Source organism: Rhizobium sp. CB3171 (assembly GCF_029714265.1).
Taxonomy (GTDB): Bacteria; Pseudomonadota; Alphaproteobacteria; order Rhizobiales; family Rhizobiaceae; genus Rhizobium.
On record NZ_CP121652.1, the window covers coordinates 1494228 to 1517276 of the forward strand.

Consider the following 23049-nt stretch of genomic DNA (forward strand, 5'->3'; position numbering starts at 1 on the left):
ATATATGGCTGGTATTTAGTGTCATCCAAAATCCCGGCAAAAGAAAGGTTTTCCCGTGACCGAAATCTCTCTGGTTGAATTGGGCATCGGCGACAGAGCGCCAGATTTCGATCTTCCGCGCGATGGCGGCGGCCGTGTGAGCCTTGCTGATTTTTCCGGCAAGCCATTGGTATTGTTCTTTTATCCCAAGGACGATACGACCGCCTGCACGACCGAATCGATCGCATTCACCGCACTTGCCGCCGACTTCGAAAGGGCGGGCGCGGCCGTCCTCGGCATGTCGCCGGATTCGGTCAGGAGCCACGACAAATTCGTGAAGAAGCACGCCCTCTCCGTCCCCCTCGCTTCCGATGAAGAGAAGACCGCCGCCGAGGCTTACGGCGTCTGGCGGGAAAAGAGCATGTATGGCAGGACCTACATGGGCGTCGTGCGTTCGACTTTCCTGATTGGGGCGGACGGCAGGATCGTCAAGATTTGGAGCAAGGTCAAAGTGGCCGGCCATGCCGAAGAGGTCTTGGCTGCTGTCCAGGAACTCTGATGCCGGTGGAAATCGAGACCATCACTTCGCTGCGCGGCGGCGCGATTGCCGCCATCCGCTCTTCCGATCTCGACCGCAAGACGGCGCTTGCCCAGGAATCGGCGACCCGCTGGTTTGCGCGCACGCTGTCGCTGCGCTCGGCGCTCGATCCGGCACTCGCCGATCGTCCCGGCCGGCCGGAAAAGCCGGAGCTGGTGCCGCCAAAGCATATGAAGAAGCGCTCGCTGCACACGGTCAAAGGCCGCATCGCGCTGCTGCATGCCATCGCCCATATCGAGCTCAACGCCGTCGATTTGGCGCTCGACATCGTTGCGCGCTTCGCCACCGAACCAGTGCCCAATTCCTTTTTCGACGGCTGGATGCAGGTTGCTTTCGAAGAAGCCAAGCATTTCCGCATGGTGCGGGCGCGTCTGCGCGATCTTGGCGCCGACTATGGCGATCTGCCCGCCCATGATGGCCTGTGGCAGGCCGCGCACGCAACCCGCAACGACCTCACCGCGCGTCTCGCCGTTGTTCCCTTGATTCTCGAAGCTCGCGGCCTCGACGTGACGCCGGCGCTGCAGGCGAAAATGCGCGAGACGGGCGACTTGGAGAGCGCTGCCGTCCTCGATGTCATCTACAATGACGAGAAAGGGCATGTCGCCGTTGGCGCCAAATGGTTCCGCTTCCTCTGCGCCCGCGAAAGGCGCGATCCGGCCCGCACGTTCCAGCATTTGGTGCGCGCCAATTTCCGCGGTTCGCTGAAGGCGCCGTTCAATGACATCGCCCGCGCCGAGGCCGGTCTGACGCCTTCCTTCTACCGCTCCCTTACGTCTACAAGCAATGCATAACATACTAAACTATAAGAGTTTTTTGGTTTTCTAGGGGTGAGGCGGAAAGCAATCGTTAACCATAATTCCGTGTAGTCTCCATTGGATGCCGATGTGCATCGATTGGGAGATTCTCGGTGACAGCCAAGCCTCAGAACCGGGTTTTCGGCAAACAAAAACGACAGCACACCATTATCGTTGCGAGCGGCGATACGGTGCGCCATATGACCGTGCGCCCGTGGATGGCGGCACTTGTCGTGTGCCTCATCGGCATCTTTTCGATCGGATATCTCCTCGCCACCTCCTATCTCGTCCTGCGCGACGACCTGATCGGCGCCACCATGGCCCGGCAGGCGCGCATGCAATATGACTATGAGGATCGCATTGCGGCGCTGCGCGCTCAGGTCGACCGCGTTACGTCCCGCCAGCTTCTCGACCAGCAGGTCGTCGAGGAGAAGGTCGACAAGCTGATGGAGCAGCAGCAGGCCTTGTCATCGCGCCACGGCAAGCTCGATGCGCTGCTTGACCGCGCCGAGAGTTCTGGCCTGATGAACAAGAATGCATCTGGAGATGCCAGTGCGGCGGCCAAAGGCGACCACGCGGAATTGACGGGAGGGCTTAAGTCGATCGAGAGGCTTCTGTCGAGCGGCAAGCCCGCCGATGCGACCCCCGACAATTCCACCCTCGCCTATGTTCCCGCCCCTGAAACCGTCGCCGACCGTGCCGACCGGGTGTTCTCCAAGGTGACATTGTCACTGAAACATATCGAACAGGATCAATTGACCCGCGTACGCCATCTGACGACCGGCGCGTCGGAGACCGCCGATGAGATCCAGTCGATCATGCAGAATGTCGGCGTCAAGGTTCCGACCGTGATGGCCAGCGCTGCGAGCAAGGATGAGAGCGTCGCAAATGATGATGGCGGCGTCGGCGGTCCTTATGTCGCACCGGAAAATGTCGATCAATTCGATCAGTCCATGGCCAATCTCGACACGGCACTGACGCGCCTCGAGACAGTACGCGGCGCAGCCGAAAGCCTGCCTTTTCGTAATCCGGCGCCGGGCAAGCTGATCACCAGCCCCTTCGGCAATCGCAAGGATCCCTTCTTCGGCAAGCTGGCACTGCATACCGGCACCGATTTCCACTTCAGCCCTGGGGAAAAGGTCAAGGCGACGGCGCCTGGCAAGGTCGTCTCCGCCGGCTGGACAGGTGGTTATGGCAACATGGTGGAGATCGACCACGGAGACGGCATTTCGACGCGTTACGGCCATATGGAAGAAATTCTGGTCAAGATCGGCGACACAGTCAGGGCCGGCGACGCCCTCGGTCTTGCCGGTAGCACGGGACGTTCGACCGGCACGCATCTTCATTATGAAGTGCGCGAAAACGGCCGTGCGATCGACCCGATGTATTTCATCAATGCAGGCACGAAGCTCGCAAGTTATATCAATGGACTAGGGACAATCTGACCGCGAGAATTGTGACAAACGAGCAACAAAGGTGGCGCTAATCTAAAAATTGCGTTATCTATTGGTCTGAAGCTTTCTGAACCACCTGCTTTCCTTGACTTCGCGGGTATTTGGTTCTATGTCGCGCTGCATTGCGGCATGCTGGGGCATGTCGACTCACGAGTGTTCGACCGAACCGGAACGGAAATAGTTTTCCCTTTGACAACATTTGCTGACCTTGGCCTGAGCCAAAAAGTCCTATCCGCGGTAACTGACGCGGGCTACACCACACCGACTCCGATCCAAGCCGGCGCGATTCCTTTTGCGCTGCAGCGTCGCGATATCTGCGGGATCGCCCAGACGGGTACCGGCAAGACCGCCTCCTTCGTTCTGCCGATGCTGACGCTCCTCGAAAAGGGTCGTGCCCGCGCGCGCATGCCGCGCACGCTGATCCTAGAGCCGACGCGCGAACTCGCCGCACAGGTCGCGGAGAATTTCGAGAAGTACGGCAAGAACCATCGCCTGAACATCGCTTTGCTGATCGGCGGCGTTTCTTTCGAAGACCAGGATCGCAAGCTGGAGCGCGGCGCCGATGTGCTGATCTGCACGCCCGGCCGCCTGCTCGACCATTTCGAGCGCGGCAAGCTGCTGATGAGCGCCGTCGAAATCTTCGTCATCGATGAAGCCGATCGTATGCTCGACATGGGCTTCATTCCCGATATCGAGCGCATCGCCAAGCTCATTCCTTTCACGCGCCAGACGCTGTTCTTCTCGGCCACCATGCCGGGCGAAATCCAGAAGCTGGCAGATCGCTTCCTGCAAAATCCGGAACGTGTCGAAGTCGCCAAGCCTGCTTCGACGGCAAAGACCGTCACGCAGCGTTTCGTCGCTTCGCACGGCAAGGATTATGAGAAGCGCGCGACGTTGCGCGATCTCATCCGCTCCCAGACCGATTTGAAGAACGCCATCATCTTCTGCAACCGCAAGAAAGATGTCGCGGATCTCTTCCGCTCGCTGGAACGCCATGGCTTCTCGGTCGGCGCGCTGCACGGCGATATGGATCAGCGCTCGCGCACGACCATGCTGCAGAACTTCCGCGACGGCAATATCCAGCTTCTCGTCGCTTCCGACGTTGCGGCACGCGGCCTCGATCTTCCCGATGTCGGCCACGTCTTCAACTTCGATGTTCCGATCCATTCGGAAGATTATGTCCACCGCATCGGCCGCACCGGCCGTGCCGGTCGCTCGGGTTCCGCCTTCACCATCGTCACAAAGCGCGATACTAAGCATGCCGATGCGATCGAAAAGCTGATCGGCGAAGATGTCGAATGGCTAAACGGCGACCTGTCGTCGTTGCCCCCGGTCGAAGAAGGCCGGGACGACGATCGTTCTTCCCGTCGCCGTGACTCCAAGAGCAGAGGCCGCGACCGGGATCGTGGCCGCGGGGGCCGGAGTGCCTCGAGTCATAAATCTGATATCGACGTCGAGGATAATGGCGTCGAAGTGATCGAAGCAGCAGCACCAGCAAAGGCCGAAAGCGTGAGAAACGAGCGCAAGTCTGAGAACAATAACAAGTCCCACAACGGTTCTCGTAACAATCACCGGCCCTTCCCTGCTGCCAACGACGACAACCGCGAGCGTCGCAATCGCTATCGCGATCAGGACGACGGCCCGACCCCGGTCGGCTTCGGCGACGATATCCCCGCCTTCATGCTGATTGTTGCCAACGCCAAGGGCTGACGGGCCTGCGGCGCATGGGGAAGCCCGGCATCGATTTCCCAGGATTAGGAACCGGTCTCGCAATTTTGCGAGACGGAAAGCTGTTGCTCTATAAGCGCCTGAAGGCGCCCGAAGCCGGCTTATGGAGCATCGTCGGCGGCAAGGTCGATCATATGGAGCCTGCCGCCAGGGCCGCCGTCCGCGAAGCGGAAGAGGAAAGCGGTCTCTCCATCGGCAAGATCGACTATCTCTGCACGACAGAAGTCATCATCGAGGCCGACCGCCAGCACTGGATCTCACTGATCTATATCTGCAGGGACTTTTCCGGCGAGCCTCGCCTGATGGAGCCCGACAAGCTCTCCGATTTCGGCTGGTTTGGCCGTAACGAATTGCCGACTCAACTTTCCGATTTCGCCAAGGCAACCATCGCCCATTTGAGCGAAGACGATTTTCGCTGAACTCTATTTCTCCGCCCGCACCGCCGCCTCGTAAGCCAGTCTCACCCAGCGCGCCATGATGTCCGGATCGTCGAACGCATCGTCCGGGATCGACCAATAGGGCATGTTGACGGGTTTGCCTTTCTTGCCTTCATAGGCCCAGCGCCGGGCGCCGGCTGCCTCGAATTCCGGAGCGCTGATTTCGTCAGCTTTCAGCAGCATCTCGTCGCTTACTTCGACGGCGACGATACGGCCCATGTGGTAGACGCCCTTGCCGCCGAACATGCGCTTGATCGTCACCGGCCCAAGCGCCTGGAACATCTCCTCGATCTCGATATTATCCATTCCCTACCCCTTCAAAATACCACCGGCGGCCAATACGGCTTCGGGCGTATCTACATCGAGATGAGCGGCATCGCCAATGTCGACATCGATGACGGCAAGCCCCGCAGTTTCGATGATATGCCGGGCGCCGACATCACCTTCGAGCCGCATCACAGCGTCGAACACGGCGCGCGGCAGGATGACGGGATTGCCACGTTTGCCGCGCGATACCGCACGGACGATCGCCTGACCGTTCGCCTTCCGGAAGGCCGCAATCAGCGTCTTCAGGTCGTCGCTGGTGACACCCGGCATGTCGGCCAGCATGACCAATGCGCCATCGGCGCGTTGCGCGACCGGCGCGCTGATGCCGGCGACCAGCGAGCTTGCCATGCCGGACGCATAGTCTGGATTGTGGACGCACTCGATCGCCAGGCCGGCGAGTGCCTGTTCGATCTCCGCGCGACGATGGCCGGTGACGGCGATGACGGCGGCAGCCCCGCTTGCCATAGCCGTCGCAGCCGAGCGCCGCACCAGGGGGATGCCATCGAACTCCGCCAACAGCTTGTGCGGCCCGCCCTCGCCCATGCGGCGTGCTTTGCCGGCCGCAAGAAGCACAACAGCAACGGAGATCTGCGCCTCCGGCTTGACGGCGATATCGCGTGGTCTTGGCCGCGATTGGATTTCCATGAGAAGCCCCCCGACGCCCATGCCGCTGATCTCATGCGGCGTCGGCTTTTCGCCGGCAAGGATACGATCCAGCACCCAGTCGAAACCATTCTCTTTCGGGCTGCGAGCGCAGCCGGGCGCGCCCACGATATAGACATCGCCGATCCGGCCGAGCACCAGCAGATTGCCGGGATCGACTGGCATGCCGACCTGGATCACCTGGCCTCTCGCAAGCCGGATTGCCTCGGGAATGACGTCGCCGGCATCGATGACAGCAGACGCACCAAAGACGATGACAAGTTTTGGTGATTGATCCGCCGTCCGCAGCGCCTTGCCGATCGCTTCCGCGACCGCAGGCGCACGATGCGCCACGCGCTCTTCCCGCTCCAAAGTGCTGCCGGCAAGTTGAAGCCGCTGCGCAAGGATGCGCGCCGTCTTGTCCATTACGGAGGTCTTCAGCGACGGCAATTCGGTCGCGATCAGCGACACCGCATGCGGCTGGAATGGCTTGACCTCGAAGACCGTCGTCTGCCGCAGGATGTCGATGCCCGCAGCAACCTTCTCACCTGAAACTGCCAGCGGAATGATCTTGAAGGTCGCTACCATATCGCCGCGACGCACCGGCACATGATCGGCAAGACAGGCAAGCGTGATGGCCGGATCGACGCGATTCAGCCGGTCTACGGCGGCGCGGTTTGCGACGAACAGGCCATCGACCGCGCTGTGGACATTGACGCGCCCCGTAGCCGCTTCGGAAAACGTCAGATGATCCGGGGCAATCGCCCGCGCCAATTGCGCCGCGGCCTCATCCTCCATGAGATCGTCAGGCGCGATTCTGGCGGCGGTGACATGGGAGATATTGGCAGCGATGAGACGGTCGAGATCGGCGCGGTCAAGGACATGGCCCTTGGCGAGACTGCCGTCTGGCAATCGGATGGAATGCGCAAGCACGGCGCCTTCGGCTTCCGCTGTCGCAAAATCACCGAATATCATCGCCTGTCACCCTTCGGTGATGAGACGTCACGGCCGCGCAGCGCGGCGATGATCTCGGCCAAGATGGCAACGGCGATTTCCGCCGGGCTCGATGCGCCGATGGGAAGGCCGATTGGGGCATGAATTCGGGCAAGATCGGCGTCCGTCAGCCCCTCATGCTTCAATCGTTCCACGCGGCTCGCATGCGTCTTGCGACTGCCGAGCGCGCCAACATAAAAACAGCCTGCTTTCAGCGCCTCGGCGATCGGGAAATCATCGATCTTAGGATCGTGGGTGACAGCGACCAACGCCGTATAGGCGTCTAGCGGGCGCTCCTTCAAAACATCCACCGGCCAGTCGGCAACGAGATCGACGCCATCGAATCGCTCCGGTGTCGCAAAAGCGGTGCGCGGATCAATGATGCGGATGTCAAAGCCGGCCAGCTCGGCCATACCAGCCAAAACCTGGCTGATATGCACGGCGCCGATGACAACGATTTGCGGGGGCGGCAAATGTACGTTGAGGAAGAGGCTTTCCCCTGCGATATCCACTGCCGAGGATTTTCCCGAGCGGAAGGCGGAAGCCACCGCGTCGGCAAACGGGCCGTCGAGAGCTTCGCCCTCGACAATCAGCCGATCAGGTCCACCGGAGAGATCGGTGACAAGGACAGCCGCTTGCCGCGCGCGCCGCAGAGCATTCAGTTTCGCCAGTATCTGACGGTCCATCAGCCAAGCCTCTCGACATAGACGCGAATGCGGCCGCCGCAGGACAGGCCGACGCGCCAGGCGGTCTCATCCGCGACGCCGAATTCCAGCATGCGAGCCTTGCCGCTATCGATCACATCCAGTGCCTCGGTGATTACGGCACCTTCCACGCAACCGCCGGAGACCGAGCCGTGAAAATTGCCCTCGTCGTCGATGACGAGATGGCTGCCGGTCGGGCGCGGTGCGGAACCCCAGGTATCAACGACGGTCGCCAATGCCACGCTGCGGCCGGCGGCGGCCCATTCCTCCGCGACAAAAAGCGGATCCAGGCTTTCGGGTGTATGCGTCATGGGTGCCTCACAGCTTGGCGAGAAAACGGCGTGGATCATAGGCGCTGGCACGACCGGCGCTCAGGGCTGATACGAGATCGGCTAGAGATAATAGATTGTGAACCGGACGGAATTCGTCAACATGCGGCAGCATGGCGCGAACGCCACGGGCGCGGGGTTCGAAGCCTTCGAAGCGCAGGAGCGGATTGAGCCAGATCAGCCGCCTGCAGGAGCGGTGCAGCCGGTCCATTTCGCTTTGCAGAAGCTCCACGCCCTCCCGCTCCAGTCCATCGGTGATGAGCAGCACGATCGCGCCCTGCCCCAGCACCCGCCGTGCCCAGAGCCGATTGAACTCCTTCAGGGTCTCGCCGATACGCGTGCCGCCCGACCAGTCGCGGACGGCGGCGGCGCATTCGTCGAGCGCTTCGTCAGGGTCCTTGTGGCGCATCTGCCTGCTAACATTGGTCAGCCGCGTGCCGAACAGGAAGGTATGCACCCGCCTGCGCCTCTCGGTCAGCACATGCAGGAAATGCAGGAAGATCCGGGTGTATTGGCTCATCGAGCCGGAAATATCGGCAAGCACCACCAAGGGCGGCTGCATCTCCTTGGCCTCGCGGTAACGCGGTAAGATCAGCGTGCCTCCGGTGCGAAGCGCCACCCGCATCGTCGCCCGTGGATCGACCTTAGCGGACACATGAGACGGCACGAAGCGGCGGGTGCGGACGCTGTCGAGCGGCAATTCCAGCCTCGCCAGCTCTTTCCTCGCGGCGGCAATTTCCGCAACCGACATCTGGGCGAAATCCATACGGCGCAGGAGCTCGTTGCCCGATGTCGTGAAGCGGGCATCGATCTCGATATCCGGCGCCTCGCGCTGTGGCCGGCGGTCGTCGCGGTCGCCGAGCAGAGCGTCGCTCACGCGGGTTTCGCCCGGCTTCGGCTTTTCCTTCTCACGATTATCGGGTGCGACCGGCGACATCATCGCGATCATCTTCTGCACGAGATCACGCGAACGCCAGAACAGCCGGAATGCTTCGTCGAAAACCGCAAGATCCTCATGCCGTTTGACGAAGATGGAAGACAATGCCGCGTGAAACTCTTCGCGCGAACCGATGCCGATCGTCTCCACCGCTTCGATGGCATCGGCGATGGCCGCTGGCCCAATCTTCAGGCCAGCCTTGCGTAAGGCGCGAGCGAAGAAGACGATATTGTCGGCAAGACGTCCGTCACCGGCTGGTGACGGCGGGACAATGACGCCATCTCGCATTGCCGGTTCCATCGTCTCATCCCGTTGCCAGCAGTTCGGATTTGACCTCGTCCAGCACCCGGTTGCCTTCGCCGCCCTGGATGCGGGCAATATCGTCCTGGTATTTCAGCAGGGTGCCGAGCGTATCGGAAATCGTTTCGGGATCGAGCGCCAGCCGGTCGAGCTCGGTCAGCGCCGTCGCCCAGTCGATGGTTTCAGCGACGCCGGGATTCTTGAAGAGGTCGAGCGTGCGCAGCTTCTGCACATAGGCGACGATCTGGCGCGACAGCGCCTCATTGCAGCCCGGCACCTTGCGGCGGATGATGTCAAGCTCCTGCGCCGCTTCCGGGTAATCGACCCAATGGTAAAGGCAGCGCCGCTTCAGAGCATCATGCACCTCGCGGGTGCGGTTGGTGGTGATGATGACGATGGGCGGTTCAGCGGCGCGGATGGTCCCGAGCTCGGGGACGGTCACCTGGAAATCGGAAAGCACTTCGAGCAGAAAAGCTTCGAATGCCTCATCGGTGCGGTCCAGTTCATCGATCAGGAATACCGGCGCACGCCCTCCCGTGCCCGACAGCGCCTGCAGCACGGGCCGCCGAATGAGATAACGCTCGGAAAAGATATCGGCCTCGATACGGTCGCGATCGGTAAGACCCGACGCTTCCGCAAGGCGGATTTCCAGCATCTGCGCCGGATAGTTCCACTCATAGACGGCGGAGGAAACGTCGAGCCCTTCATAACATTGCAGGCGGATCAGCGGCCGATCGAGCGCCTTCGACAGCACTTTGGCGATCTCGGTCTTGCCGACGCCGGCCTCGCCCTCGAGAAAGAGCGGCCGCTTCATTTTCAGCGCCAGAAACAGCACCGTGCCGAGCGCACGCCCCGCGAGATAGTCGTGAGTGCCGAGCATATCGATCGTTTCGTCGATCGAACTCGGCAGCGAAGGTGCATGATGATGATGATCAGGCATAGTCTCTCGATCCAAGCGATTATGCGCTAGGGAGGTTATAACGTGTGATAGTCCCTGTTCATATAGAGCAGCGCCGGCTTTGTTTCATCGAAATGCACCGCCACCACTTCGCCGAAGATGATGTTATGCGTCGAAGCCCGTTTGATTTCGGTGACGCGGCAATCGAAGGCTGCCAGCGCGTCGGTAAGAACCGGCGCACCGGTCACGAGCGTATCGAACTTGCCCGTTGCGAAACGCTCTTCATTGGTCAAATTCGTCTTGCCGGAGAAGGCATCGGCGAGCGCCTGATGATGGGCGCCGAGAGCGTTCAGGGCAAAGATGCCGCTTTTGAAGAAGATTTCGTTCTTCGCATTGTTGTTGTTAAGGCAGATCAGGATTGTGGCGGGATTGTCCGAGACCGAGCAGGCAGCCGTGATCGTTACCCCGCGCCGTTCATTGCCAAGTGCGGTGGTCACTAGCTGCACATGCCCCGCATAACGGCTCATGGCGTCGCGATAGTCAGCCGGATCCATACGCTGCTTGTCTAGCACGATTGCTTCCCTCGTTTTCGTCATTTCTCGTTTTCATTCAATATGGCGGGCACACGTTAGCTTTTCTACAATAGGATTATTGAAATCAGAGAGATTTCGCTGCTTTTTCTTTGACGACGACCTTCAGGCGGATAAAAGGGCAGGAGAATTGTCCGGGATACCATGTCGATGAAAGTTCTGCCTCGCACCCCGCTCCTGATTGCGCTGCTTCTGGCAGCGGGCAGCAGCTATGCTGCGGGCGTCAATATCGGCATCGTCGCGCCGCAGAACGGAAACTTTGCGGCCCTTGGCGCCCAGATCACAACGGGCGCCAATTTTGAGGTGCAGACGCTACAGGATTCGGCCACCGTCGTCGACGAGCCCTGCACGGAGGATGGCGGCAGGGCAGTGGCCGAGTCGTTGATCACGGCCAAGGCGCAAGTCGCGATCGGCTTTCTCTGCAGCGAGACGCTGGAAGGGGCACTGCCGCGGCTGAAGGAGGCCGGTATCCCCGTCATCACCGTTTCCGTGCGTTCCCATATCGTGATGGAGGATGCGTTCAAGAACGGCTGGCCGTTTTTCCGTCTCGCTCCGGTCGACAGCACCGAAGCTTCCATGGCGGTCGACACCATCCTGAAGAGCTGGGTAGCCGAGCCGATGGCGCTTATCGAAGATGGCACGATCCACGGCCGTGAACTGGTGGAGACGGTGCGCAACGCGCTTGAAGAGAAGGGCCTGAAGCCGGTCTTCACCGACACCTATCGCCCCGGCCAGGAACAGCAGATCGCCCTTGTCCGCCGGCTGAAGAAGGCCGGCGCCACCCGTGTCTTCGTCGGCGGCGACCGCAGCGATGTGGCGGTCATTGCCCGCGATGCTCACAGCGAGAATATCCCGTTGACGTTGATGGGCGGTGATGCAATGCGCGCCGCCAACCAGCCGGTGCCTCTGGCAGACGGCGTGGAGGCCATCGCCCTCCCCGATTACGCCAGCCTGCCCGTTGCCCAAACGACCGCGCAGGCGATGCGTGCCAAGGGTATCGAACCGGATGGTTATATTCTGCCGGCGGCGGCCGCCGTGCTGATTGCCAACCAGGCCGCGGAAAGTGCCAAAGCGGAAAACAAATCGATTGCCGACAAGCTGATCGGCACGGCCTTTCAGACGCCGATCGGCCAAATCACCTTCGGTCAGAACCACGAATTGATGGAAAATCCCTACCGGCTGTTGGAATGGCGCGGCAACGCCTTTGTGCCACCGACACCGCCGTCGAACTGATATGGTCCATGCAAGGCTGGCGGATTAGGTTGTTTGCCTGCCGAACCGGTGATAAGCCAAGCGCGATAAAATCAGACGGAGTTCAGCCATCTCATGACCTTGCCGATCCGCATTGCGCCCTCCATCCTCGCGGCCGATTTCGCCAAGCTCGGACAGGAAGTCAAAGATGTAACCGAAGCCGGGGCGGACTGGATCCATCTCGACGTCATGGATGGACATTTCGTGCCGAATATCTCGTTCGGCCCCGATGTCATCAAGTCGCTGCGTTCCTATACCAACGCCACCTTCGACTGCCATCTGATGATCTCGCCCGCCGATCCCTATCTCGAAGCCTTCGCCAAGGCCGGCTGCGACCGCATTACGGTTCACGCCGAAGCCGGCGCGCATCTGCATCGCTCGCTGCAGACCATCCGTCATCTCGGCAAGAAAGTCGGCGTCACCCTCAATCCGGCAACGCCCCTGTCCGTTCTGGCAAACGTGCTGGATGATATCGACCTGATCCTGATCATGTCGGTCAATCCCGGTTTCGGCGGCCAAAAGTTCATTCCCGCCATGGCGGACAAGATCCGGAATGCCCGCCTTCTGATCGGGGACCGTCCGATCGAACTCGAGGTCGACGGCGGCGTCACCGTCGATACGGCTCCGATCGTCACCGCCGCCGGCGCCAATGTCCTTGTCGCCGGCTCGGCGATCTTCAAGGGTGAATCCGTCGAGGCCTATCGGCAGACGGTTTCCGACCTGCGCTCTGCGGCAGAACGAGGCCGCGTTGGATCAAATTAATCCGGCCAGCGCTGTCGCGACCACCGGGCGGTTGAGGGCCGCCTTTCCGTCCTATCAACAGCTCCTGTTCGGGGCGCCCTGCTGGGGCGTAGCGATGGCGAGTTCGGCGCTATCGGTGCTCTACCTGCGCAACGGTCTTCTGACGAGCCATTTGCCCGCGCTGATGGCAGTCTATTTCTTCGGCGGTGCGCTTGCCTGGCCGTTCACGCTGCCGCTGGCGCGGCTGCTCGCGCATCGCCGGCCGCTTGAAACGCGTTTTGCCGCTTTCTTTCTGGCGCTGTCGCTGGGCACCGTCGCGATGACCGCCTTTCTTTTCGCACTGGATTATCGCTGGTTTTATGCCCGATGGCATGCGCCTTTCGGCACGCTCGTCTGGGCATTTCAATTTGCCTTCACCAGCGCCAGCGCCCTCTATCAGTTCGCCATCCTCGGCCTTGGCCTGTTCCTGCCGTTCGGCTTCATCTTCCTGGTGATGGCGAGCCTTTATCTCGCCAGACATATGCGTTGAGTTGAAGGAAAGAATAAGCCAAGAAATGTTGAGATTGCCTCCCGTCTTTGTTATGGGGGCGCCGAGGATTTGTTTCCCCTTACCTAAGAAAGCTTGAGCCCATGATCCCGCGCTACTCTCGACCGGAAATGGTCGCCATCTGGTCGCCCGAAACCAAATTCCGCATCTGGTTCGAGATCGAAGCCCATGCTTGCGACGCGCTGGCCGCGCTCGGTGTCATTCCGAAATCGGCGGCCGAAACCATCTGGGAAAAAGGCGGCAAGGCGACTTTCGACGTTGCCCGCATCGACGAGATCGAAGCCGTCACCAAGCACGACGTCATCGCCTTCCTCACCCATCTTGCCGAAATCGTCGGTCCCGATGCCCGCTTCGTGCATCAGGGCATGACCTCCTCAGACGTGCTCGACACCTGCTTCAATATCCAGCTCGTTCGCGCCAGCGACCTTCTGCTGGCCGATATCGACAAGCTGCTGGAAGCCCTGAAGCGCCGCGCCTTCGAGCACAAGGATACCGTCACCATCGGCCGCTCGCATGGCATCCATGCCGAACCGACCACCTTCGGCGTCAAGCTGGCGCTGGCCTATGCCGAATTCGAGCGCTGCAAGCAGCGCCTGATCGCGGCTCGTGAGGAAGTTGCCACCTGTGCGATCTCGGGCGCGGTCGGCACCTTCGCCAATATCGACCCGCGCGTCGAGGAACACGTCGCCGCCGCTCTCGGCCTGAAGCCAGAGCCGGTCTCCACGCAGGTTATCCCGCGCGACCGTCACGCCATGTTCTTCGCCACGCTCGGCGTCGTCGCCTCCTCGATCGAACGTCTCGCCACCGAAATCCGTCATCTGCAGCGTACCGAAGTGCTGGAGGCCGAGGAATATTTCTCCCCCGGCCAAAAGGGCTCGTCGGCCATGCCGCACAAGCGTAACCCGGTACTGACGGAAAACCTGACCGGCCTTGCCCGCATGGTCCGCTCCTATGCCATGCCGGCGATGGAGAATGTGGCGCTCTGGCATGAGCGCGATATTTCCCACTCTTCCGTCGAGCGCATGATCGGCCCGGACGCGACGGTGACGCTCGACTTCGCGCTGGCTCGACTGACCAGCGTCATCGACAAGCTTTTGGTCTATCCGGACAATATGATGAAGAATATGAATAAGTTCCGCGGACTTGTTCATTCGCAGCGTGTGTTGCTGGCACTGACCCAGGCAGGCGTTTCCCGCGAAGATTCCTATCGCCTCGTCCAGCGCAACGCCATGAAGGTTTGGGAACACGGCAAGGACTTCCTCGAAGAATTGCTTGCCGATCAGGAAGTCCGCGCAGCACTCTCGGAGGAAGATATCCGCGAAAAGTTTGACTTGGGCTACCACACGAAGCACGTCGACACGATTTTCAAGCGTGTATTTGGCTGATCAATCTATTGGTCGAGATTTGACGAGGCGGCGCCGACAATGCGCCGCCCTTTCTGTTTTATGGGAGGCTTCCCAACAGTCTCGTCCCCTTCTCCGCTGCCGCCAGGCCTCTCTCCATCGCGCTTGGCTGCCTTCGCCACCAGGCGATCGAGATGTTTCAAATCTTCTTCGTCAAGGTTCTCTATGCCGATGAAACGGTTTTCGGCAGCGCTGGTCAGGATAAGTTCGTTGAGCTTGGCCTGAATGGCGCGCGTGTCGCGCGTCTGGGCGTTCTGCAAGAGGAAGACCATCAGAAAGGTGATGATGGTCGTGCTGGTGTTGATGACCAGTTGCCAGTTTTCGGAGAAATCGAAGACCGGTCCGGTGATGCCCCAGACAATCACTGACAGCAGAGCCAGTATGAAGACGACCGGTTTTCCAGCCCATTCCGAAACGATGGTGGCAAAACGGGAGAAAATATGCCTGAGCCTTGCCATATGATCCACATCTTCCGCCGAGAGCCGCATGACCGGAACGGACATGCGAAGATCTGAGCCTAGTTCGCAACGCCTCTCCCGAATGCGCTAGGATTCGGAAGAGGTGGGCGAGTTGATGCGGATCAACGTTGCAATGTCACGACCGGTTCCATTCGATGCGACGGGAACCATGACGCGGCTGAATTCAGCTCAATGCGGCCGGTGCCACGAGTTTGCGATAGAGATGCCAGGTGGCATGCCCGAGAATGGGCATGACCACTGCAAGCCCCGCAAAGATCGGGATCGTACCGACAACAAGAAGCCCCGCCACGATCAATCCCCAGATTGCCACCGGCACCGGATTGATAAGTGTCGCGCGAATGCTTGCGTCGATCGCAGCCACGGCACCGACATCGCGGTCGAGCAGCAGCGGAAAGGTAACGACGGTGGTTGCCAGTACGACGAGCGCAAAGACGAAACCCGTGAGGTTGCCCCAGAACATCATGCTCATGCCCTGCGGCGTCGTCAGCACGTTCGAGATGAAGGATGACAGAGTTGCCGGGACGCTATCGCCGAAATAGGCGGTATAGATAGTCTGCGCCACGACAAGCCAGACGATGAATAAGCCAAACAGCATAAGGCCGACCACAATGATGGAGGGCAACGCCGGAGAGAAGCGGACGTCAAAAGCATGCCGCCAGGACGTGTCCAGCCCTTGCTCCCGCCGCCGGCTGATCTCATAGAGCCCGATCGCTGCCAGTGGTCCGAGCAGCGCGAAGCCGGACATCAGCGGAAACAGCAATGGCAGTAGATTCGCACCGGAACTCCAGATCGCTAGTGCTATGCCCGCGATCGGATACATGAGACACAGGAATACGTAATGGGATGGTTTTTCGCTGAAGTCGTCCAGCCCCAGTTTCAGGGCGTCGATGAGATCGGCAATGCCGATCTTGCGGATGGCCGGACGCGTAAAGGTGTGATTTGCGCCAGCCATGACATGAAATGCCGTCATAGTATTCCTCCTCCTCATCAGCCAAAATGCGTTTAGCTGGCGGCACGAAAATGTCGGGCAATAAGAGGCGCCGACATCATCATTCGCTACCGGCAGGCGGGATCCTAGCAAATTTTGCCGTAATTGTCGCCTTTTCCCTTGACACCTCGGTCTTCCTTTTCCACATCGGCGCCATCATGAAAGCCTCCGACGCAGATATTCTCATCATCCCCGGATACACCAATTCCGGCCCGGACCACTGGCAGACGCGCTGGGAGCAGAAGCTCTCGACGGCGCGGCGGGTGGAGCAGGCCGAATGGTCGAAGCCCGTGCGCGAGGATTGGGTTGCCCGCATCGCCGAAGAAGTGAACGCCTCGACCCGGCCCGTGGTGCTGGTGGCGCATTCGCTTGGCGTGCCCTCGGTGATCCACGCGATCCCGCATTTCCGCAACAAGGTGGCCGGCGCCTTCTTCGTCGCGCCGCCCGACGTCGCCAATCCGAAGATCCGGCCGAAGCATCTGATGACGTTCGGTCCTTACCCGCGCGATCCCCTGCCTTTTCCGTCGATCACCATCGCCAGCCGCAACGATCCCTTCGGCAGCTACGAGCATGCCGACGAAATGGCGGGTAGCTGGGGCTCGCTGTTGATCGACGCCGGCGAGGCTGGCCATATCAACGCCGATTCCGGCCATGGTCCCTGGCCTGAAGGCACGATGGTCTTTGCCAAATTTCTGGCCAACCTCAAGCCGTGATTGCCGCCGAGCCGTGATAGAATGGCGCAAACTGGCCCACTAGCCTGTGAAGTACAGGGCGGCTTTCATTCCATCGTCAAATAAAAGCCTGTAGAACATGAAAGGACAGGATCGCGATTCTCGCATTGGTATAGAACCAAAGCCGGAATTCCGAGGAAGGAGGCGCTGGCGGATTGTGAATTCGCTTCTTATCCGTTATGGGGACGCCCACAGATCGATCCACTTGCGCTATCTCAAAGCGCTAACGACAGAGAACAATACCGATGAACCGTCGCCGCCGTATTTACGAAGGCAAGGCCAAGATCCTTTACGAAGGGCCTGAGCCGGGCACGCTGATCCAGTTTTTCAAGGATGACGCCACCGCCTTCAACAAAAAGAAACACGAAGTTATCGATGGCAAGGGCGTTCTGAACAATCGTATTTGCGAATATATTTTCAGCCACCTGAATAAGATCGGCATTCCCACGCACTTTATCCGCCGTCTCAACATGCGCGAGCAGTTGATCAAGGAAGTGGAGATGATTCCGCTCGAGATCGTCGTGCGCAACGTCGCCGCCGGCTCGCTCGCCAAACGCCTCGGTATCGAAGAAGGCGTCGTGCTGCCGCGCTCGATCATCGAATTCTACTACAAGTCCGACGCGCTCGAAGATCCTATGGTCTCCGAAGAGCACATCACGGCGTTCGGCTGGGCCAATCCGGCTGAGCTTGATGACATCATGGCGCTCGCCATCCGCGTCAATGACTTCATGACCGGCCTCTTCCTTGGCGTCGGCATCCAGCTCGTCGATTTCAAGATCGAATGCGGTCGCCTGTTCGAAGGCGACATGATGCGGATCATCCTCGCGGATGAAATTTCGCCGGATAGCTGCCGTCTCTGGGATATCGAAACCCACGAGAAGATGGATAAGGACCGCTTCCGCCGCGACATGGGCGGTCTGTTGGAAGCCTATTCCGAAGTCGCCCGCCGGCTCGGCATCATCAATGAAAACGAACCCGTGCGCGGCACGGGCCCGGTTCTCGTCAAGTAAGCGCAGGAAGGACAATCGTGATCAAGGCTCGTGTAACCGTCACGCTGAAAAACGGCGTTCTCGATCCGCAGGGCAAGGCAATCGAGGGCGCGCTCGGCGCACTCGGCTTCGACGGCGTCCATCAGGTCCGCCAGGGCAAGGTTTTCGATCTGGAGCTTGATGGCTCCGACAAGGCCAAAGCCGAAGCCGAGCTGAAAACCATGTGCGAAAAACTCCTCGCCAACACGGTGATCGAGAATTTCAGCATTTCGATCGACTGATTGCCGTTTTCCAAGAGCCATTCTTCCTTTGTCAAAGACAATGAAGTATGGCTCTTCGATCCCATTCCTAGCCAGTATCTTTCGCTTATGTCGGGAGCAGAATCATGAAATCAGCAGTCGTTCAACTTCCCGGCCTCAATCGCGACCGTGACATGATCGCGGCGCTGACCAAGATTTCCGGCAATGCGCCTATCACGGTCTGGCAGACGGAAACCGAGATCCCGGATGTCGATCTGATCGTTATTCCCGGTGGCTTTTCCTATGGCGATTATCTGCGCTGCGGCGCGATCGCAGCCCGCATGCCGGTCATGCAGGCGATCAAGGAAAAGGCCGACAAGGGCGTCAAGGTTCTCGGCGTCTGCAATGGCTTCCAGATCCTGCTGGAAGCCGGCATGTTGCCCGGCGCGCTGATGCGCAATGCCTCGCTGAAATTCGTCTGCCGCGAGATCAAGCTCGAGGTCGCCAATGCCGAAACGGATTTCAGCCGCGCCTACGCCAAAGGTCAGGTGATCCGCTGCCCGGTCGCCCACCATGACGGCAATTATTTTGCCGACGCGGAAACGCTGGCGGCGATCGAAGGCAATGGTCAGGTGGTGTTCCGCTATGCTGAAGGCACCAATCCAAACGGCTCCATCAACGATATCGCCGGTGTTATCAACAGCAAGGGCAACGTGCTTGGCATGATGCCGCATCCGGAGAACCTGATCGAAGCGGCCCACGGCGGCGCCGACGGTCGCGGTCTCTTCGCCTCCGCCCTCGACGTGATCGCCGCCTGAGGCGATGCGTCCGCACCAACATTAGGATTGCCAAACCAGCCGACGTTTTGCCTCGAACAGAACCTCGGAAAGGTTCCGATTCACATCATCATCGGCTAAGAGCTGCCCAACCGATTTATTGGAAGAGAGATTGATGCGCCCTCGCCTCGTTACCGGATTGTATTCTGCCGCCACTCTCGCAGCACTTGGCCTGCTCTTCACGTCCTGCACGACGCGCGCTCCGACCGTTACCACCGAACAGCATAGCGCTCTGTCGACGATGGAGCGCGTCATGCTCAATGCCAATGCCTGCTGGTTCAAATCGGCCGATCCGGCCTTTGCTGGCTACCAGCTCGCTCCCGAACTCAATTCCTACACCGGCCGCCCGCGCATTCTCGTGGTTGACAAGAAGCACCCGACCGGCCGGCCGTCTCTCGTCGTTCAGGCGGAAGGCAATCCGGCGCAGTTGCAGGCCTTCGGCCCGATGATGTCAGGCGCCTCCGGCGGCCGCATCACCGGGGATGTCAACCGCTGGGCCGCGGGCACGAAGGGCTGCTGAGGCAGCGGCGACGTCGTCATTATAGCGCGGACAATCAGCGTTGCCGGAAAGGACGGGTCTGCAATTTCGGAGCCAGTGCAGCCACTTGTGCCGCACTGAACCAGTCCCATCGCTATGACACATGTGTTCCTAGCTTTAAACGCCGTTTAGCAGGTTATGAGGTCAATTAAACGCGGCACGTTTTGGATACATTCCTGGGAAAGCACACCGTGATTTCCCAGGAATAGCGCGAAAACAACAAGTTGCAGCGTCACGTAAGACCGATCCAAGGTCCGCCTGTCAATGCCACCCCCGCCAACGCGGAAAGATCTAGCTGGAGTTGGTCAAGGTCGAAGCCTTGCTGGAAGTGGCGAATAACTCCGTCAGAGTCGATAAGCACGTATGTTGGGTAAGCAGCTTCCGGAATATTGTTTGCAAGGGTGTACTTGTTAACGAGCCACCGCAAGTCCGATTTCGGGTCACCCCCGCAATGAACCACCGCTTCCTTTGGATCGAAGTTGTACTTTGTCGCCCATTGTTGCGCCGTTACCTGCGATGAAGCCCTATAACTCCGGTCATCGACGAGCACCGTAAAAGGTGTCAACTTCAGCTTCGTACCCTTGGTGACGTTTACATTGTCAATAAATCCGCGGGTTTTTTCAGCCGCAAAATTACAAGGACCGCACCACTGGGCGCAGATATCGACCAAAATCCAATCCTTGTTCGGGCTATACTTGCTAAGTTGGACAGTTTTGCCGGACTGATCCTGCCCGACGATGTCAGCGGCTTTGTCGCCGACGCGATAGCCCTCTAGGGTTGGTAATGCGAAGAATGCCAGCTGTCCGGTACCCCAGCCGGCACCGCCGGGGATCTGGGTGTTGTATTGGAAGCGCTGTCCGTTCGAGTTGGGATGAACGTAGATTGGTATCGTTCCCGTCCTCGGCTGAGTCGACGGATAGGCGTAAAATGGATCTTCTCCACCAGTCCAACCGTCGTGCGCTCCTTCGATCGTATCTATCTCAAAGCGATCCCCCGATCGATGACGATAAAAAGGTATCGTCCCTTCCTGCGGGGCAGAGTAGGCGTAGAACGCAATGGTCTTGTTTTGATCCCATCCATTCTCCGCGGTCATTTGGGTGCCGTACCGGAAAAATTGCTGGCTTTTCGATTGCGCGTAAATAGGAACTGCATCTGTCATTTGAGTGTCCCCCGATAATAAATGATTGGGCATCTACAAGCGGATGTTTCGAGTCCGAGTAGCGTCAATTGAACATGCGAGTTACGCCACAGGGGGACTTGCGGCCATAATATGTGCCGCGCACGAATGACCGAAGCGCGGCGTTAAACACAACGATGTCAGCGCTCCCTCCGGTTGCATCGATGCGACCAGACGCCAAGACGGCGATCGAACTTGGCTCCCCCATTGCTAGTTGAGCGCGTGAGGGAACGATACCACTGCCGCCCACTTAGTCAAGTATTCACTAATATAATACTATCAGCGGCGCTTCGCGAAAAGCTGCCTACCATTCATCGGCGTTGACCCACCCTCTGCGACCTCTCCGCAGCGCTAGGCATGGAAATAATGGAAATATATGTCGCCGACCGCGAACGAAGGCATGATCTTCGCCGCCGCTCGGCTAGATCTCGTCGCAATCGCCTCTTGCCGGCACGCTCAGTCCCAGAAAAACGATTTGCTCACCTCGCCCATCGCCTCCCCACGGGTCAGGCCGATGTCGCGCAGCTCATCATCCGTCAGATACCGCAAAGTCCAGCGGCTTTCCCGCTTCTGCAGCCAAACCGCAAAAGCGTCGAAAAGACGATGCGCCAGGCGCGATATCCGCGCGAAGATGTTCAGCGACCTTTCATCAGCTAGGGGACTCTTGCTGAAGTGAATTGTATCTATTGTATCCATTTCTTGCTCGCTTGATCGTGACAATCGGAATGTATCGAGCCAAACGACACGAATTGACTCATAATATTGACTCCATCCGTGAAGCAATCTAAGAAATTGTCATTATGACAAATTGGCTGCCTGATATATCCAGCGGAACCGGCCCGGTTTACATTCGCGTTGCCGACAGCATCGAGAACGCGATTACGCATGGCGTGCTGCCGCCGGGCACGAAGCTGCCGCCGCAACGCAATCTCGCTTACGATATCGGCGTGACGATCGGCACGGTCAGCCGCGCCTATGCGCTGGTGCATGAGCGCGGCCTTGTGGCTGGTGAGGTCGGGCGCGGCACCTATGTGCTCGAGCGTGCCAACGGCAAGCAGATCGAGCCCGTGGACCCGATCACGCAGGCGCTTGCCGGCACCCGCGGTCTCGAGGTCCCCGGCGACAAGATTCGTTTCGACACGACGGCAGCACCCGATATTGGCCAGGGCGAGATCATCGGCCAGCTCTTTGCCGATATCAGCCGCGAGCATCGGGCGGAGATTTCCTCTTATTCACGGAACTTCCCGGCCAACTGGTTTCGCGCAGGACAGGTCTGGCTTGCCCGCAACGGCTGGCAGCCGGCGATCGAAACGATCGTGCCCACCCTCGGCGCTCACGCCGCCGCTATCGCCGTCATCTCCGCCGTCACCTCACCGGGCGACAAGATCGTCTTCGAGAACCTGACCTATACGCAGGTCAGCCGCGCCACCCGTCTTCTCGGCCGCCGCTCCATACTGGTGGACTCCGATGAGCATGGCATTATCCCCGACGATTTCGAACGGCTCTGCCAGCAGCAGCATCCGCGTCTCGCCTTCTTGATGACGACGGCGCACAATCCGACGCTGGTGACCATGCCGGAGGCGCGTCGCCGGGCAATCGCCGCCATAGCGCGCCGGCATAGCGTCTGGCTGATCGAAGACGATCTCTATGGGGGGATGACCGAAGATCAGAATCCGCTGATGGCAGCTATTGCGCCCGAGCGCACCTTCCTCGTCAGCGGCCTGTCGAAATCGGTGACCGCGGGCGTGCGCGGCGGCTGGGTCGCCTGCCCGCAGCATTTCGCCCAACGCATCAAGGTCACTCACAAGATGACGACCGGCGGCTTGCCCTTCATCCTGGCGGAAACCTGTGCCCGGCTGGTGCTTGGCGGCCATGCGCTGGCGCTGCGCCGACGGGCCGTGGAGGAAATCCGCATCCGTGAGCAATTGGCGCGGGAAGCCCTATCTGGCTTCGAATTCACCTCGCATCCGCACGTGCCGTTCCTGTGGCTGAAACTGCCGGAACCCTGGCTTTCGGGTACATTCAAGAATGCCGCCCTCGCCGAGGGCGTTCTTGTCGATGACGAGGACGAGTTCAAGGCCGCCCGCACGGACAGGGCCTATCACCGCGTTCGCGTCGCTTTTTCTTCACCGCAGCGGCGTGACGACGTCGCAAGCGGCTTCATGACGTTACGTCACCTTCTGGAAAACGGATCGGCAGGCTACGACAGCCACATATGAGGCTGACAGCCTTTTATGACGGCACTGTTGCACTTTCGCTTCAGTTTTTGCCAAATGCACTGTCATGTAATTACCCCTACTTTACCTCGACCTTAAGGATGCTACCACTTGGTTAACGACTGCGAATCGCTTGCCATCTGGGGGTTGGGTGCATGGCTTTTGACGCTATTTCTGGTGGCCGGTTTTGGACGAGTGCGATCA

The 23049-nt window shown here is 59.6% G+C and carries 26 protein-coding genes; 15 read left to right on the forward strand and 11 right to left on the reverse strand.

The features are described from left to right. The first annotated feature begins 55 nt into the window (after positions 1-55). The 5 genes from QA648_RS07380 to QA648_RS07400 all read left to right on the forward strand — a co-directional run bounded on the left by QA648_RS07380 (position 56) and on the right by QA648_RS07400 (position 4972). A complete protein-coding gene (locus QA648_RS07380; protein WP_283050535.1) occupies positions 56-538 on the forward strand; it encodes a peroxiredoxin in 483 nt (160 codons plus the stop codon). Further along, positions 538-1368, forward strand: a complete 831-nt coding sequence (locus QA648_RS07385) for a ferritin-like domain-containing protein (protein WP_283050537.1) — start codon at positions 538-540, stop codon at positions 1366-1368. The genes QA648_RS07380 and QA648_RS07385 overlap by 1 nt, the downstream gene beginning before the upstream one ends. A 116-nt stretch (positions 1369-1484) precedes the next feature. Beyond that, entirely contained in the window at positions 1485-2816 is a 1332-nt protein-coding gene (locus tag QA648_RS07390) for a peptidoglycan DD-metalloendopeptidase family protein (protein WP_283050539.1), read from the forward strand. Between the two features lie 198 nt (positions 2817-3014). After that, positions 3015-4535, forward strand: a complete 1521-nt coding sequence (locus QA648_RS07395; protein WP_283050540.1) for a DEAD/DEAH box helicase — start codon at positions 3015-3017, stop codon at positions 4533-4535. A 14-nt stretch (positions 4536-4549) separates the two neighbouring features. Then, positions 4550-4972 carry an NUDIX domain-containing protein gene (locus tag QA648_RS07400; protein WP_104823210.1) on the forward strand — a complete coding sequence of 141 codons (423 nt, stop codon included), beginning with the start codon at positions 4550-4552 and terminating at the stop codon, positions 4970-4972. Positions 4973-4975: 3 nt separating this feature from the next. Here the strand turns inward: QA648_RS07400 and QA648_RS07405 are convergent, their stop codons facing one another. Genes QA648_RS07405 through QA648_RS07435 form a run of 7 tightly spaced genes read right to left on the reverse strand, consistent with a single transcriptional unit; the run spans position 4976 to position 10716 of the window. Beyond that, entirely contained in the window at positions 4976-5296 is a 321-nt protein-coding gene (locus QA648_RS07405; RefSeq protein ID WP_104823211.1) for a TfoX/Sxy family protein, read from the reverse strand. A 3-nt stretch (positions 5297-5299) separates the two neighbouring features. After that, positions 5300-6934, reverse strand: a complete 1635-nt coding sequence (locus tag QA648_RS07410; RefSeq protein WP_283050542.1) for a molybdopterin-binding/glycosyltransferase family 2 protein — start codon at positions 6932-6934, stop codon at positions 5300-5302. After that, complete coding sequence (locus QA648_RS07415; RefSeq protein WP_104823213.1) at positions 6931-7638, reverse strand: XdhC family protein; 708 nt, start codon at positions 7636-7638, stop codon at positions 6931-6933. The genes QA648_RS07410 and QA648_RS07415 overlap by 4 nt, the downstream gene beginning before the upstream one ends. Then, entirely contained in the window at positions 7638-7967 is a 330-nt protein-coding gene (locus tag QA648_RS07420; protein ID WP_104823214.1) for an XdhC family protein, read from the reverse strand. The genes QA648_RS07415 and QA648_RS07420 overlap by 1 nt, the downstream gene beginning before the upstream one ends. A 7-nt stretch (positions 7968-7974) precedes the next feature. Continuing rightward, the gene (locus QA648_RS07425) at positions 7975-9222 is read right to left on the reverse strand and encodes a VWA domain-containing protein (protein WP_283050543.1); all 1248 of its coding nucleotides are present in this window, start codon (positions 9220-9222) and stop codon (positions 7975-7977) included. Positions 9223-9226: 4 nt separating this feature from the next. Beyond that, complete coding sequence (locus QA648_RS07430) at positions 9227-10162, reverse strand: MoxR family ATPase (protein WP_283050544.1); 936 nt, start codon at positions 10160-10162, stop codon at positions 9227-9229. 35 nt (positions 10163-10197) lie between these two features. Next, positions 10198-10716 carry a flavin reductase gene (locus QA648_RS07435; RefSeq protein ID WP_199773472.1) on the reverse strand — a complete coding sequence of 173 codons (519 nt, stop codon included), beginning with the start codon at positions 10714-10716 and terminating at the stop codon, positions 10198-10200. Between the two features lie 144 nt (positions 10717-10860). On the opposite strand from QA648_RS07435, the gene QA648_RS07440 reads away from it, so the two are divergent. From QA648_RS07440 to purB, 4 genes are all read left to right on the forward strand, one after another. After that, a complete protein-coding gene (locus QA648_RS07440) occupies positions 10861-11943 on the forward strand; it encodes a branched-chain amino acid ABC transporter substrate-binding protein (protein ID WP_283050545.1) in 1083 nt (360 codons plus the stop codon). A gap of 93 nt (positions 11944-12036) precedes the next feature. Next, positions 12037-12723 (forward strand): ribulose-phosphate 3-epimerase, encoded by a 687-nt coding sequence (rpe, locus tag QA648_RS07445; RefSeq protein WP_283050547.1) that lies wholly within the window; start codon positions 12037-12039, stop codon positions 12721-12723. Continuing rightward, entirely contained in the window at positions 12710-13231 is a 522-nt protein-coding gene (locus QA648_RS07450; protein ID WP_283050549.1) for a hypothetical protein, read from the forward strand. The genes rpe and QA648_RS07450 overlap by 14 nt, the downstream gene beginning before the upstream one ends. Positions 13232-13332: 101 nt before the next feature. Further along, positions 13333-14634 (forward strand): adenylosuccinate lyase, encoded by a 1302-nt coding sequence (gene purB / locus QA648_RS07455; RefSeq protein WP_283050550.1) that lies wholly within the window; start codon positions 13333-13335, stop codon positions 14632-14634. Between the two features lie 5 nt (positions 14635-14639). Here the strand turns inward: purB and QA648_RS07460 are convergent, their stop codons facing one another. Then, positions 14640-15110: a low affinity iron permease family protein gene (locus QA648_RS07460; RefSeq protein ID WP_283051250.1), complete on the reverse strand. Its 471-nt coding sequence runs from the start codon at positions 15108-15110 to the stop codon at positions 14640-14642. Positions 15111-15294: 184 nt separating this feature from the next. Further along, positions 15295-16101 (reverse strand): DUF2189 domain-containing protein, encoded by an 807-nt coding sequence (locus QA648_RS07465; protein ID WP_104823220.1) that lies wholly within the window; start codon positions 16099-16101, stop codon positions 15295-15297. 176 nt (positions 16102-16277) lie between these two features. On the opposite strand from QA648_RS07465, the gene QA648_RS07470 reads away from it, so the two are divergent. The 5 genes from QA648_RS07470 to QA648_RS07490 all read left to right on the forward strand — a co-directional run bounded on the left by QA648_RS07470 (position 16278) and on the right by QA648_RS07490 (position 19434). Further along, entirely contained in the window at positions 16278-16832 is a 555-nt protein-coding gene (locus QA648_RS07470; protein ID WP_283050553.1) for an alpha/beta hydrolase, read from the forward strand. Positions 16833-17095: 263 nt separating this feature from the next. After that, positions 17096-17860: a phosphoribosylaminoimidazolesuccinocarboxamide synthase gene (gene purC / locus QA648_RS07475; protein WP_015340039.1), complete on the forward strand. Its 765-nt coding sequence runs from the start codon at positions 17096-17098 to the stop codon at positions 17858-17860. Between the two features lie 17 nt (positions 17861-17877). Then, a complete protein-coding gene (gene purS, locus QA648_RS07480) occupies positions 17878-18120 on the forward strand; it encodes a phosphoribosylformylglycinamidine synthase subunit PurS (RefSeq protein ID WP_104823221.1) in 243 nt (80 codons plus the stop codon). 104 nt (positions 18121-18224) lie between these two features. Continuing rightward, the gene (gene purQ / locus QA648_RS07485; RefSeq protein WP_104823222.1) at positions 18225-18896 is read left to right on the forward strand and encodes a phosphoribosylformylglycinamidine synthase subunit PurQ; all 672 of its coding nucleotides are present in this window, start codon (positions 18225-18227) and stop codon (positions 18894-18896) included. A gap of 133 nt (positions 18897-19029) precedes the next feature. After that, the gene (locus tag QA648_RS07490) at positions 19030-19434 is read left to right on the forward strand and encodes a hypothetical protein (protein ID WP_104823223.1); all 405 of its coding nucleotides are present in this window, start codon (positions 19030-19032) and stop codon (positions 19432-19434) included. A gap of 250 nt (positions 19435-19684) precedes the next feature. On the opposite strand, the gene QA648_RS07495 is transcribed toward QA648_RS07490, so the two are convergent. Further along, positions 19685-20611, reverse strand: coding sequence for a redoxin domain-containing protein (locus QA648_RS07495; protein WP_158704455.1), 927 nt, complete (start codon positions 20609-20611; stop codon positions 19685-19687). Between the two features lie 474 nt (positions 20612-21085). Then, a complete protein-coding gene (locus QA648_RS07500) occupies positions 21086-21325 on the reverse strand; it encodes a DUF1127 domain-containing protein (RefSeq protein WP_283050560.1) in 240 nt (79 codons plus the stop codon). A gap of 104 nt (positions 21326-21429) precedes the next feature. On the opposite strand from QA648_RS07500, the gene QA648_RS07505 reads away from it, so the two are divergent. Further along, the gene (locus QA648_RS07505) at positions 21430-22848 is read left to right on the forward strand and encodes a PLP-dependent aminotransferase family protein (protein WP_283050562.1); all 1419 of its coding nucleotides are present in this window, start codon (positions 21430-21432) and stop codon (positions 22846-22848) included. Positions 22849-23049 lie beyond the last annotated feature (201 nt).